This window comes from Anaerobacillus alkalilacustris (assembly GCF_001866005.1).
Taxonomy (GTDB): Bacteria; Bacillota; Bacilli; order Bacillales; family Anaerobacillaceae; genus Anaerobacillus; species Anaerobacillus alkalilacustris.
Window position 1 is genome coordinate 544,740 of sequence record NZ_MLQR01000001.1, and the last position, 12,642, is coordinate 557,381.

General features: G+C 37.2%; 12 protein-coding genes and 2 pseudogenes. 13 read left to right on the top strand and 1 reads right to left on the bottom strand.

Going from position 1 to position 12,642, the window contains the following annotated elements; genetic code table 11:
* Position 1 precedes the first annotated feature (1 nt).
* Both BKP37_RS02740 and BKP37_RS02745 read left to right on the top strand, forming a co-directional pair.
* Positions 2–991 carry a sulfurtransferase gene (locus BKP37_RS02740; protein ID WP_071308164.1) on the top strand — a complete coding sequence of 330 codons (990 nt, stop codon included), beginning with the start codon at positions 2–4 and terminating at the stop codon, positions 989–991.
* Between the two features lie 16 nt (positions 992–1,007).
* The gene (locus BKP37_RS02745) at positions 1,008–1,709 is read left to right on the top strand and encodes a TVP38/TMEM64 family protein (RefSeq protein ID WP_071308165.1); all 702 of its coding nucleotides are present in this window, start codon (positions 1,008–1,010) and stop codon (positions 1,707–1,709) included.
* A gap of 25 nt (positions 1,710–1,734) precedes the next feature.
* Here the strand turns inward: BKP37_RS02745 and BKP37_RS20640 are convergent, their stop codons facing one another.
* Complete coding sequence (locus BKP37_RS20640; protein WP_281242985.1) at positions 1,735–1,863, bottom strand: hypothetical protein; 129 nt, start codon at positions 1,861–1,863, stop codon at positions 1,735–1,737.
* A gap of 526 nt (positions 1,864–2,389) precedes the next feature.
* On the opposite strand from BKP37_RS20640, the gene BKP37_RS02750 reads away from it, so the two are divergent.
* The 11 genes and pseudogenes from BKP37_RS02750 to BKP37_RS02800 all read left to right on the top strand — a co-directional run bounded on the left by BKP37_RS02750 (position 2,390) and on the right by BKP37_RS02800 (position 12,536).
* On the top strand, positions 2,390–3,604 hold the full coding sequence (locus BKP37_RS02750; RefSeq protein ID WP_245712425.1) for an ABC transporter substrate-binding protein: 1,215 nt from the start codon (positions 2,390–2,392) through the stop codon (positions 3,602–3,604).
* A complete protein-coding gene (locus BKP37_RS02755; protein WP_071308167.1) occupies positions 3,588–4,472 on the top strand; it encodes an ABC transporter permease in 885 nt (294 codons plus the stop codon). The genes BKP37_RS02750 and BKP37_RS02755 overlap by 17 nt, the downstream gene beginning before the upstream one ends.
* Before the next feature lie 2 nt (positions 4,473–4,474).
* Positions 4,475–5,272 carry an ABC transporter permease gene (locus BKP37_RS02760; protein WP_245712426.1) on the top strand — a complete coding sequence of 266 codons (798 nt, stop codon included), beginning with the start codon at positions 4,475–4,477 and terminating at the stop codon, positions 5,270–5,272.
* 14 nt (positions 5,273–5,286) lie between these two features.
* Positions 5,287–6,258, top strand: coding sequence for an ABC transporter ATP-binding protein (locus tag BKP37_RS02765; protein ID WP_084034516.1), 972 nt, complete (start codon positions 5,287–5,289; stop codon positions 6,256–6,258).
* A gap of 75 nt (positions 6,259–6,333) precedes the next feature.
* On the top strand, positions 6,334–6,915 hold the full coding sequence (locus BKP37_RS02770) for a CDP-alcohol phosphatidyltransferase family protein (RefSeq protein WP_071308170.1): 582 nt from the start codon (positions 6,334–6,336) through the stop codon (positions 6,913–6,915).
* A 401-nt stretch (positions 6,916–7,316) separates the two neighbouring features.
* Complete coding sequence (locus tag BKP37_RS02775) at positions 7,317–7,706, top strand: hypothetical protein (protein ID WP_245712427.1); 390 nt, start codon at positions 7,317–7,319, stop codon at positions 7,704–7,706.
* On the top strand, positions 7,696–8,259 hold the full coding sequence (locus BKP37_RS02780) for a hypothetical protein (protein ID WP_071308171.1): 564 nt from the start codon (positions 7,696–7,698) through the stop codon (positions 8,257–8,259). The genes BKP37_RS02775 and BKP37_RS02780 overlap by 11 nt, the downstream gene beginning before the upstream one ends.
* A gap of 30 nt (positions 8,260–8,289) precedes the next feature.
* Positions 8,290–8,995, top strand: a pseudogene (gene deoC / locus BKP37_RS20930) (deoxyribose-phosphate aldolase); the annotation flags it as partial.
* 283 nt (positions 8,996–9,278) lie between these two features.
* A pseudogene (locus BKP37_RS02790) lies at positions 9,279–9,686 on the top strand (protein adenylyltransferase SelO family protein); the annotation flags it as partial.
* A gap of 347 nt (positions 9,687–10,033) precedes the next feature.
* Positions 10,034–11,797, top strand: a complete 1,764-nt coding sequence (locus BKP37_RS02795) for a sensor histidine kinase (protein WP_071308173.1) — start codon at positions 10,034–10,036, stop codon at positions 11,795–11,797.
* Positions 11,772–12,536 carry a response regulator transcription factor gene (locus BKP37_RS02800; protein ID WP_071308174.1) on the top strand — a complete coding sequence of 255 codons (765 nt, stop codon included), beginning with the start codon at positions 11,772–11,774 and terminating at the stop codon, positions 12,534–12,536. The genes BKP37_RS02795 and BKP37_RS02800 overlap by 26 nt, the downstream gene beginning before the upstream one ends.
* Positions 12,537–12,642 lie beyond the last annotated feature (106 nt).

A 12,642-nucleotide genomic window follows, 5' to 3' on the forward strand; every position in this document is an offset into this window, starting at 1 on the left:
AATGAATAAGAAAACAAAGATTATTAGTTTAAGTTTAGTGGTTATCGCAGTATTAGGAATCTTTATTTATCAGTATATGACTAGAATCGAAGTAAGGGAGGTTGACTTCTCGGTGCAAGAAGCAAAAATTAGTGAATATGCAAATCCAAATGCTTTTGTAACAGCAGAACAACTAAAAACGATGTTGGATGATACTTCGAAAGATGTTGTCGTGATTGGAACGATGGATGCAAGAGGTGGAGCAATTCCAGGTTCATTCCAAGTGTGGCGTCCTGATTATTCAGGAACAGATGTGTATGCATTTGGTGGCATGGCAAACACGAAAGAAGAAATGGAACGGTTGTTCAGTCAGCTTGGGATCACTCCAGAAACAACAATTGTTACGTATGCAGCCAACGATCAACACGATTCAGCTCGAGTATTTTGGCAAGCTAAAATGCTTGGACACGAAGATGTACGTCTTTTAGACGGTGGAATAAATGTTTGGATTGGCGCAGGTTATGAAACAGGGGATCCACTTAATATTGGCGATCGTCCTGAAACAAATTACGAAGCTCCTGATTTTAATGAAGCTGGATTTAATGCAACATTGGATGTTGTTGCAGGCGCTGTAAACAACGATGATTACATCATTCTTGATACAAGGTCTGAAAGTGAGGAAGATGGTAGCAGAACCTTAAGTGGTGCATTCGGCCCTGGGAAAATTAAAGGATCTTTGTTCATTGAATATTCGAAAGCAACAACGGAAGAAGGAACAATTAAACCACGAGCAGAGTTAGAAGAATTGTATGCAGACGTTCTTGCTTCTGAAAAAACAGCGATTTCTTACTGTCAGTCTGGCGTTCGTTCTGCATACACTTGGCTCATTTTAACGGAAGTTCTTGGTTATGAGGATGCTTTAAACTATGATGGATCATGGATTGAGTGGTCTTATGAAGTATACGAAAATGAAAACGATGAGATCATTCAGTTAACAGAAAATACTAATTAATAGGGAAGTGAGTTTAATGAGCGAAAAAAAACCCGGCTCTGCTATAAAAGTAATCTTATTAGTTGCTGCGATCGCACTTGTTTTTGGTGTCGCATGGCAAACAGGGGTTATTGATAGATTAAAAGATGTAGAGGCTATGCAAAACTTTATTGCTGGATTTGGTATTTGGGGTTACTTGATCTTTATTCTAGTTTTTATCGGAGTTGCTGTCTTTATGCTTCCGGCAGCAGTGTTAACAATCGTTGCAGGAATTACCTTTGGTCCAGTGCTTGGCGGAATTCTTTCTCTAATCGGCGCAACAATTGGTGCTGCAGCAGCTTTCCTCATAGCTAAATATGTTGCAAGAGACATGATTGTTAAGAAATTTGAAGGAAATCCGATATTTGACAAAGTCGATAAAGGTGTTGAGAAGAACGGAATTAGTTTTTTAATCTTAACGAGATTAGTCCCTGTGTTTCCTTATAACGTCCAAAACTATGCATACGGTCTTACGAGTCTCAACTTTTTAAAATATACAGGAGTTTCTTTAATCACAATGGCACCAGGAGCATTTATCTATGCATATATGGCTGGCCAGATTGTTAGAGAGGGAATTTCAATGAAGCTACTTCTTCAATTTGCTGTAGCTGGAGTGATTCTTTTCTTAGTTTCCTTAATTCCTAAATATATAGCAAAAAGAAAAGGAATTAATATGGATGAGTTCAAACAAACACCATAATTAGTGAAGCAACACCGACGGGCGCTCATGTGTTCATGAGCGCCTTTTCTAAAAAGATAAGTTTGAATTTGGAAAGCTGTCTAGCTCCAGAGCCTACGAGCACGATCACTTCAGTCAAGCAACGAACTTCAATTACTGCGTGAAAATCCTTCATTGCTTTCCTTCATGTAGCTTTGCTCCTGCGGTTACTCGTCGCACAAAACACTGCTTCGAGGAAGCTTTACTAGAGGCTATGCTAGAAGACGCAGAAAGTACGTAGAAAGCCAAAGAGGGGCTTATGACAAAGGCCTTTCATTGCCTTTTGCTCGTGACTAAGGCGCTTGCTCATTTCTTGAAAAGAGGTAGAAATCTCATGTTGAGCGTGTTTTGAGACGCTTTGCGCTTTTTACATTTATCCCACTCTTAAGGTCCGATAAGTTGAACTAACAATCGGTGGGGGATGGAGGAAAACCCCCACTGATTGAAGTTTAGCTTTATGGAGATTCTGTGAAGAAAGTTGAAGTTGGACATGTTTCTACGAAACTTTAAATAATATTTTGTATGGTAACTGTAAGGGGTTTTTCGCAATAAAAAGCTCCTAAGTTGTTTCATGGTTTATACCCATGGGGCAAGTAATTCGCAAAGATTTAAAATAATTTAGTTTGTTTTTTAAATTGAAATTTTGGGAGAGTGATTTAGTTGTGAGAAAAATTTTTTTGTCCATGTTAATGTCAGCAAGCCTCCTGGTTGGCTGTAATTCAAATGAAGGAAAGGAAGGAGTGAATTCGGCAGAAATCTTACAAACTGATTGGGATGAACTTGTCGAAATGGCGGAGGGCGCTGAAGTAGGAATGTATATGTGGGGCGGTGATCAAGGTGTAAATCAATACATCGATGATTACGTCGTGCCGAAGTTGAAAGAGAACTACGATATTACGTTAAATCGTTATCCGATGGATATTCAAGATATTCTTTCAAAGTTGATGACAGAAAAACAAGCAGGACGACAAAGTGGGACAGTTGATATTATCTGGATTAACGGCGAAAATTTTAGAAATGCAAAGAATAATGAACTTTTATTTGGATCATTTGCGCAACAACTTCCGAACTTACAGATGTATATCGGTGAAGAACTTCCATATGTTCACTACGATATGGGGACTCAGATTGAAGGTTATCAAGCTCCGTGGGGCAATGTTCAATTCGTTTTGAATTATAATACCGATTTGGTTGATGAACCACCACAATCAATAGCAGAACTTACGGAATGGGTGAAGAGAAATCCAGGTAAATTTACGTATCCAAATGTAACAGACTTTACTGGTAATGCATTTGTTCGCCACTTTTTATATAACGTAGTAGAGGAATCGCAGATGCTCGAGAGCTATAATGAATCTTGGCTTGAGATAAGTGGAGAGGAAGTTTGGGAGACGTTGCGTTCTTTTAAAGAATTTTTATGGAGAAATGGTAATACTTACCCTGAGACACTTGCGCAACTTGACCAATTATATGCAAAAGGTGAGGTAGCATTTACGATGGGATTTAATGAACATAGAACTAAGAGTTTAATAGAGGACGGGGTTTTCCCTGATTCTACTAAAACATTGGTTCTCTCACCTGGGTCTATTAGTAACACTCACTATTTAAGTATTCCATTTAACAGTTCAGAACCGGCAGCGGCAATGGTTGCGATTAATTTTATGCTTTCACCAGAAGCGCAGATTAAAAAAATGGACTCTGCAATGTGGGGAGAAGGAACAGTCATCGACCTTTCTAGGTTAACAGATGAACAGCGTGATGAAGTAAATAAAGTATTAGGCCCTTCGAGCATTTCAAACGATGATATCCTTGCAGAATTAGATTCTAGGTACCATGACTGGATCCTCAGAAAATGGGAATATGAAGTTGTCCAGTAGCATAAAAAGGTCACTAAAGCCTTATCTTTATTTACTTCCGATGTTGGTTATTATTGCTGTATTTTTAGGTAATGGGCTTTACAGAGCCGTGACAGAAAGCTTAGTCATGACTGGAGATGAACCTGTATTTGCAAATTACCAACGTCTTTGGCAAGATCAAACATTTTTAAGCGGCCTTGCGATGAGTCTCTGGGTCGCTTTTATTTCAACGTTCATTGCATTAATCATTGGACTCTGTTTTACACGGGCAATGTTTCGCTTATTTAAAAGAGACGAGTGGAAGTTAATCGCATGGTTTCCGATGTTGATTCCTCATTTTGTTGCAGCGTATATTGTTTTTCTATTTTTTGCGCCAAGTGGCTGGTTTTCATCGTTGGCTTATCAAATAGGGTGGATCAATAATATGAGTCAGTTCCCTATTTTCGTCAATGACCCTTATTATATTGGTGTAATCTTAACGTATATTTGGAAGGAGATTCCGTTCGTCGTTTTAATGCTCTTGCCTGTTTATCAAGAAATTGATTTTCGGTTTGAAGAAGTAAGCAGAACACTAGGTGGCAATGGCTGGGCTGTATTTAAATCGGTGGAGTTGCCGTGGATTTGGCCTATATCACTTGAAATATTTTTAATTTTATTTGTATTTGTTTTAGGTGCCTTTGAAGTACCGGCCTTACTTGGCGTGACTTTCCCAAAAATGATTCCAGTACTAGCTTACGACTGGTTCTACCAAGCTGCTTGGATCAATCGACCGTTAGCACAAACAATCATGGTTAGCTTATCGATTGCAGCGCTTATTTCAGCGTTTTTGATTATGTCGGTTTCTCTTAAATGGAGTCAAAAATGGGCGTTCAGAAGGGAGGAAGAGTGACAGTGCGAGGTAAAAAGACGTGGAAAATACTGTTACTCGTTTTTAGCTTCCTTCTGTTTGTTGCGCCATTACTATATATGTTTTTAAAAAGTGTTAGTTATGGCTGGACATGGCCGAATTGGAGGCCGGATAGTTTAAATTTTCGGGCTTGGGAAGTCATTTTCCGTGATCCGAGTTTGATTATAGCTTTAAAAATGACGATTTGTGTTGGCGTAGCTGTTGTGCTTCTTAATTTTTTTATTGCAGTTCCAGCAGCGATATCGTTAAGCCGTTGCAATTTCAAAGGCAAAACAATAATCGAAGCGATAGTGATGTTGCCGATATTAATTCCAGTTTTAGCCATCGCGATGGGGATGCATTTATCAATGATTAAATTAGGGTTAGCTGATCAGATGATTGGTGTGATTTTAATCCATTTGATGCCGACACTTCCATACGCTGTCCGCGTTTTAAAAGCCGGATTTGACCGGTTAGGAACGAATTGGGAAGAGCAAGCGCTAGTGTTAGGAATCAAACGCCGGAAAATTTTTTGGACGGTAACATTACCACTGATGCTACCTAGCTTAAGAAGTATGGCTATCCTTGTTTTTGTGATTTCATTAAGTCAGTATGTGTTAACAGCGATTATTGGTGGTGGGAAAGTCCTCACCTTACCAATGTTATATTATCCTTTTTTTAAAAGTTCTGACGAAGCGGTTGTTGCTGGATTTTCTGTGTTATTTTCAATCTTACCTATCCTTTTTTTACTATGTTTTGAAGCATTTGTCTGCTGTTATTTACTCGTGTTGAAACGACCATAAGAGAGGTGACATACATGCTAATGAAAGTAAAACGGTTAACGAAAACCTATCATGGTCAGAAAGTTCTTTCAGATTTAAGTTTTGCAGTGGCAAAAGGGGAATTGATTAGTTTAGTGGGGCCTTCAGGTTGTGGCAAGTCTACGCTACTTAGATGTCTAGCGGGGTTATCGAGCGGTACTTCTGGAACGATCGAGCTGAACGGTGAGGATATTACTAATCGTTCGACGGAAAAAAGGCCCATAGTGATGATGTTTCAGCAGCCATTACTTTTTCCTCATTTAACAATTTTGCAAAATGTAACGTATGGTTTAAAGTATCAAAAACCTAAAGTGAAAAAAAGTGAACGAATTGAACGTGGTTTGGGAATTTTAGAAAAGGTTGAGATCGCTTCTTTGGCACACCGCTATCCGAATGAGATTTCAGGAGGACAGCAGCAGCGTGTCTCATTAGCAAGGGCGTTAATCTTAAATCCAGCTTTACTATTGTTGGATGAACCTTTTAGTAGCCTTGATCCGCCCCTTCGAACTTCACTCCGTAAGTGGGTCAGAGAATTCTTAAAGAAAGAAGGCGTTACGGCATTATTTGTCACTCATGATCGCGAAGAAGCGATGGTCATCGGTGATCGAATTGCTGTGATGAAGGATGGTACATTCCAACAGTTTGCAACACCTGAAGAAGTTTATTCACAACCTGAAAATGCGACCGTTGCTGGATTATTCTCAGAAGGTCTTTACAATAATAGGAAATTTATCCAGGCAAATAAACTGAAGCTTACTACCGTTAACAAACTGCTACCAGCAGATAATGAAAGACTATCGGCAGTTGTGGAGCATAAAGTTATGAAATATGGCTATCCTTTTTTCCGAGTGTCGATTCCTTCGATCAAGCAAACTGTTGTCATTCAATCAAACCAAAGTTTTCAGGAAAATGAAGCGGTCGATGTGTATTATAAAATATCAGATGTATCGTTGATTACGAATCTATAGATACGCAACTGGAAAATAGTTCGAGTAAGGTAAGGAGAATGTTTTCTTCTTAAAAAATAACAGGAGGTGTCAATGATGCTTGATACGAAAGCTCGCCACTTAGTGCAGCCTATGGTTGACAGTGTTGCTAATGTTTTACTAAAAGCTGGCTTAACTGCAAATCAAGTCACCTGTATTGCTTTTTTCATTGGTATTTCATCAGGTGTTTTCATTTATTTTGACCAACCAATATGGGCATTAGTAGTATTGTGGTTATCTGGATTTTTAGATGTGGTAGACGGTACGATGGCCAGGAAAACAACATCAACGCCATTTGGAACGGTTCTCGATGTTAGTTTTGACAGGCTCGTCGAAATTAGTGTCTTGCTCGGCTTAGCGTTCCGCTATCCAGATACGATGTGGGTGCTCCTCTTGCTTAGTGTTTCTATTATTTATTGTATGACGATCTTCTTAACTGTTGGAGCAGTTTCAGAGAAAAAAGGCATTAAGACTTTTTATTATCAACCTGGTATGGCAGAACGAACAGAAGGATTTATTTTTTTCTCATTAATGATTATTTTCTCAAACTATTTAATCTATGTAGCACTCATCTTCCTAGCCGTACAAATTTTCACTTCAGTCCAACGCTTAAATGAAGCTAGAAAAATTTTAACTTAAGAATGGTGCCTGGAGTGTAGAAATTAATGACACAATTTTTCGTTAAAGTGAGGAGATGTGTCGCTTTTTTAGTAGAGCATTACCGAAGGAATCCTAGGTAGCATGAACTATTCATATGTGTACAACGACGTAGTTTTTCGTAATAGAGCGAGGAATTATGTCGTTTTTTATTTATGTTGTTAAGACTCTTGTTGTTTAGGCTCTATAAAACATAGAAGTATGTAATGATAAAACATTATATGAGATCGCGCTAATCATAGGTATTGTATTTTCTTTTTTTACATTTGTCGAAAATGCCCGACTATTGGATTGTTTTCTTGTTTTGGGTCGATAATGTTCTCTATTCAATGTATAATAGTATAGGTGCTTGATAATAGATCTTATTAAGGGAGGATGAATGTATGATGGAATGGGCGTTAGCTATTTTGTTTGGTGCAGCAGTGTTGTTGCTCGTTTTATCTTTTTATAATAATAAACAAGTACGGAAGGCTGAGGAAAGAGGCATTGAACAGTTTTCTATTACTATTATGAAAGAAGTGCAACAATTAGAGAAGCAAATTCGAAAGGTCGAACTTGATACAGAAATAATAAAGAAAGAAACAGGGATTCAGGTAAGTTTTTCATCTGAACACCGCCTATTGCAAGAAGTTCTTGATTTATATAAATCAGGCTATTCAATAGAAGGAATTGCTGCTGAAAAAAAGGTAACAGAGAATGAAATAACACTATTACTTGCTCCTTTTATGGAAACAACAAAAAAAGAAAGGAGAAGTGTTGCAAATGGCAGCTAAATTAGTTCAAAGCTTTGCAAGTGGACTTTTGGTCGCGACAACTGTAGTAAGTGCAGTTTATTTCTTTGGGCCTACGGAAGTGATTAGTAAACAGACTGATGAGACACCAACTGTTGAGGAAATGAAAGTTTTACTAAACTCCGAAGGGTATGTAGTAACGACTGAAGAAGAGATAAATAGCATGATTCCTAATGATGAAATCCAAACTGATGATGAGATGAAAAGCATACTTATTTCCAGTGGGTATGTGGTCAAAACTGAAGAAGAATGGCAGGAGCAGCTTGAAGCTATTAAAGAGCTGGAAAAAGATAATCAGAAGCTGAGAGAAAGTGCGGATGAAAAAGTTGTTTATCGAACAATGCTAACTGTAGTTTCAGGGATGACAAGTATCGATGTTGGGCAAGCGTTAGTACGTGCAAACATTATTGATAGAGCTATGGACTTAGTTAACGAGGTAGAAAAACGTGGCGTAGCCAATTCATTACGTCCAGGGACTTTTGAAATAGATAGTAATATGAATATCGATGAAATTATTAGAACGGTTTTTAAATAATCATATTCAAAAATGCAACCTGTTTGGGTTGCATTTTTTTGTGTTACATGGGTTGAACTGCCTGCCAACTTATTAAACAATCCAGGAGTGGATGTTTGTACAGTCATAGGTTTTCCGCTTGGATCTACGCTTCCTGAAACGAAAGCATTTGAAACAAAAAATGTAATTGAAAAAGGTGCGACAGAAGTAGATATGGTGATTAATGTTGCCGCCTTAAAAGAAAAAAATGATGAGCTAGTTGAACGTGATATTCGTGCTGTCGTAGATGTGGCTAAAGGGAAAGCTTTAACAAAAGTCATTATTGAAACGTGTCTTTATAACAGAAGAAGAAAAAGAACGAGCTTGCCGTATTGCGGTATTGGCAGGTGCTGATTTTGTTAAAACATCCACAGGTTTTTCACATGGCGGAGCAACCGTAGAAGACATTTCTTTAATGAGAAACGCTGTAGGTCCAACGGTCGGTGTAAAAGCTTCAGGCGGAATTAGAAGTTTGGCTGATGCACAAGCCATGGTTAGTGCGGGTGCTGCGTTATTATCTAAAAGCGGGAAAGTATATCATGGTTGTAATATTGAGAATGCAGCTTACAGCATGTGTAATTGTGCGGAACGTACTGCGCTATTTAAAGCGTATTCTGAAGGTGTTACAGACTTGGTTGCTTTAAGTGTAGTTAGCAGATACCGAACGACCAGTTCCGCCTTGTGGAGCTGGTCGCCAAGTAATTGCAGAACTATGTAATCCTAATATGAAGATTTAATTAGGGAATTTAAAAAAGAGGTAAAAGAGCTTACTGTTAATGAGTTATTACCGGGCGCATTTATGCTTGAAGATCTAAATAAATGAATAAATTCGCCAATTAAGGAATGACCGTAATTGACGGATTTTCATTATACTTCAAAAGTGACCAAGAGAACTTAAAAGATCCTTATATCTTTCCTTAGAAGAATGAATAACAAAAAAGGACGTGAAGAACTACGTTTGACATCCTTTTAATTATTTATACGAAGAGAAGAAGGAAGATGAAGGTCTAATTGAGGAACTCCTTACGATGATGCAAAAGTATCGTGGTGACTTCACAAATACATTCCGGGCATTAACTTTTGATACGATTGAAGATACATCTCTACATGGTTTTGATGATTTTGAAAAGTGGTATGAGCGTTGGCAGGCAAGACTAGAGAAACAGCAGGAGTCGAAGGAAGCATCACGAGAGTTAATGCAAAAATCAAATCCAGCAGTTATTCCACGTAACCACCGTGTCGAAGAAGCGCTAGATGCTGCCGTGCAAAAAGGAGATTATAGTGTGATGAAGCGCCTTCTTGAGGTCCTCTCACAACTATTTGCACACTCGGCTGAACAAGGCGCAGATTATTATTTTGCACAGCCTTCACCTTCCAACCATTCATATCGCACGTTTTGCGGAACGTAACCATTCACAGCCTCTTTTTGTTGTGCCTAAAAAGCTAAAGTGTGTTGGGTAAGGGAGTAATGCGTTGGTATAGTAATTACTTCTTTAGAGTAAAAACAATCAAAAAACATCACTATCAAACAAGGGACTATTCCCTAAGGGAATGAAAGCGTTGTATTCTTTTTAGTAGTTTTGTTATTATATAATAATATAATTGTATTCTTTCTAAATTTAATGAATTTCAAATTCAATATTTGCCTTTATGTAACTATATGTAGTTGTGTTAAATTTTTCGCAACTACATATAGTTTAATTTAGCTCATTATAGTAATTATGAAATTCACTCATTAAGAAGGGTTGTTACGCACATGAACTTTTTATTAGGCAAATATAATACTCTTCGAAATCAAATTCTAATTGTTTATTTGTTTGTAATGTTTATTAGTCTTATAGTCGTTGGTACGATTACTTACAGTATCGTTTTAAATTTGATTACAGATAAATCCGAAGGACAAATGCGCCATACGGCAGTTGAAGCTTCAGGAAGGATCGATTCGCTTTATGAACAAATCAACAATTTAAGTGTTCAAGTTGCGACAAATTCGAATTTACAACAATATTTGCTTGATGATCTTATGAGGCAAACACCTAGTTTTCGTGAGCGACAATCAATAATGGAAGAAGTGAATAGGTATTTAATTTATACCAATGCCATCGCATCGTTTGAACTTTATACAAAAGATTTCAGTAAAGTAATTCCCCTTGATGAAGCTATGTTGACTGATCGTATTGAAAGAAAGTGGCTGATTGAAGCAAACGTTGCTAATGGGGGGCTCGTCTGGATCGGTGAAGATCCGAAAGACCCAGGTTATTTTTTAGCCATTAGACAAGTTAATTTAATCGATCATTCTTTCGCTAACGGAGGCTATCTATTAATTCAAGTCAACCCTAATTATTTTCACTTAATGGAAACTAGAAAGTTACCATCAAGTGAAGAATATACAATTTTATTAGACAAAAACAAAGAACCAATTATTTCAAATTACACCGGGGATTACGAACAAGTTTTAGAAAAAGATGAAGGAGTCATTCTGATAGACGGGAACGACTATATGTACGTGAAACAAGTGTCCAATTACACAGGTTGGACGTTAACAATCTTGAAACCTGTGGAAACATTGACGGAAGGTGTTTCTGTATTAAAGACAGCGACTTACTCATCTGCCCTTTTCGGCTTCATTTTATTTGTGATTTTGTCATATTTTCTTTCGACAATGATTACGCGACCGATTTTTCAGTTGACAAGGACGATGCAAAATAGAGGAGAAGGGGAACTCGCTATTAATATAGATGTACCTTCAACGATTGAAATCAACGAGTTAAATACTACTTATAATGACATGGTTGAAGAAATTAACCATTTAATCCAAGTAGTTTATGAAAAAGAGCTAAGTCGAAGTAGAATAGAGTTAAAAGCTTTGCAATCACAAATTAATCCTCACTTTCTTTTTAATACATTAAATGCACTTTATTGGTCATTAGAGGAAAAAGGTGACGATAAGTTAGCTGATCTTATTGTGGCAATGTCTGAGTTATTTCGTTATACGATCGATAAAAATAATAACGAAGAATGGGTAACGATCAGTCAGGAATTAAACCATGTAGAAAAATATATGCAAATCATGAAATTTAGATTACAGAATATTTGTTGGGAAATTCAAGTGCCACCACAGTTCGAAGATGTAAAAATACCCAAATTGATTATTCAGCCTTTAGTTGAAAATGCGATCATCCACGGCATTAGTAATAAAATTGGACAAGGAAAAACCTCAGTTACTATAAAAAAATCTCCTGCAGAAGATTATTTAGTATTTGAGGTTAGTGACAACGGTAAAGGGATAGAGAAAGAAACTGTCGAGGTATTAAATGACCAATTAAAAACAGGAGAGACAATCATTAAAAGTAAAAACGGTATTGGGATTGTCAATGTCGATCAAAGGTTAAAGCTTTATTATCCTAATACGAGTGTCGGTGTAAAAATCAGTAGTGAATTAAATAAAGGAACGTGTTGTCAGTTCAAGATACCATTAAAATGGGAGGGGAATTATGGGGAAGAAGATATTAATCGTTGATGATGAGCCAATTACTTTGCAAGGATTGAAAAAAACTCTCGAGTCGTGGTCCAGTGGAAATCATGAAATTTTAGCTGCGCCAAATGCGCAAACGGCCATCGAAATCTTAGAGCAGCAAACAATTCACGTCTTAATTACTGATATATCAATGCCAGAGGTGACTGGGCTTGAAATGCTAAAAATATTGAAGGAGCAAAACCATCTTCCGGTAGTGATTATAATCTCAGCTTATTCAGATTTTAGCTATGCTCAAGAAGCGATAGAGATAGGTGTTGTTAATTATTTATTAAAGCCTATAAAAAAGCAAAAATTAATTGATGAAGTAGAAAAAGCTTTACAAGTAGAGGAAAAACGCTATCGAAGCGACATGATTGAAAAGGTAGTAGATGATAGTTTAGTAAATATAAAGTCTGAGGAAGAGTATATAGGTTCTATAAAAAAAGCGATAGATTTTATTGAAGAGAATTTGGAGCATCCACTGACATTAAAGGAAGTGGCTGCTCATGTTCATTTAAATTCGAGCTATTTTAGTGTGCTGTTTAAAGAACATACGAATATGAAGTTTAGTGAGTATGTGACACGCTCTAGAATTCAGAAGGCGAAGAATTTGTTGTTAACGACACAATTCTCGGTCGCTGAAATAGCAGAAGCCGTCGGTTATACGACCTCAAAGTACTTCATTAAAACTTTTAAAGAGTATGAAGGTTTAACACCGAGCAAGTATAAAAAATTAAAATAATCTAAAAATAGTAGCATTTTACCCAATCGTACTTACCTTATTCGAAATAACAAATGGTGCTACAATTAATTTGTGTTCAACAAAAAGGGACACAAATACAAAGTAG

Excerpts from the sequence above, each read along its gene's own strand:
- BKP37_RS20640 (WP_281242985.1), bottom strand. The coding sequence starts at position 1,863 with ATGAAGGATTTTCACGCAGTAATTGAAGTTCGTTGCTTGACTGAAGTG.
- BKP37_RS02780 (WP_071308171.1), top strand. The coding sequence starts at position 7,696 with ATGGCAGCTAAATTAGTTCAAAGCTTTGCAAGTGGACTTTTGGTCGCG.
- BKP37_RS02765 (WP_084034516.1), top strand. The coding sequence starts at position 5,287 with ATGCTAATGAAAGTAAAACGGTTAACGAAAACCTATCATGGTCAGAAA.
- BKP37_RS02770 (WP_071308170.1), top strand. The coding sequence starts at position 6,334 with ATGCTTGATACGAAAGCTCGCCACTTAGTGCAGCCTATGGTTGACAGT.
- BKP37_RS02755 (WP_071308167.1), top strand. The coding sequence starts at position 3,588 with ATGAAGTTGTCCAGTAGCATAAAAAGGTCACTAAAGCCTTATCTTTAT.
- BKP37_RS02795 (WP_071308173.1), top strand. The coding sequence starts at position 10,034 with ATGAACTTTTTATTAGGCAAATATAATACTCTTCGAAATCAAATTCTA.
- BKP37_RS02775 (WP_245712427.1), top strand. The coding sequence starts at position 7,317 with ATGATGGAATGGGCGTTAGCTATTTTGTTTGGTGCAGCAGTGTTGTTG.
- BKP37_RS02745 (WP_071308165.1), top strand. The coding sequence starts at position 1,008 with ATGAGCGAAAAAAAACCCGGCTCTGCTATAAAAGTAATCTTATTAGTT.
- BKP37_RS02800 (WP_071308174.1), top strand. The coding sequence starts at position 11,772 with ATGGGGAAGAAGATATTAATCGTTGATGATGAGCCAATTACTTTGCAA.
- BKP37_RS02740 (WP_071308164.1), top strand. The coding sequence starts at position 2 with ATGAATAAGAAAACAAAGATTATTAGTTTAAGTTTAGTGGTTATCGCA.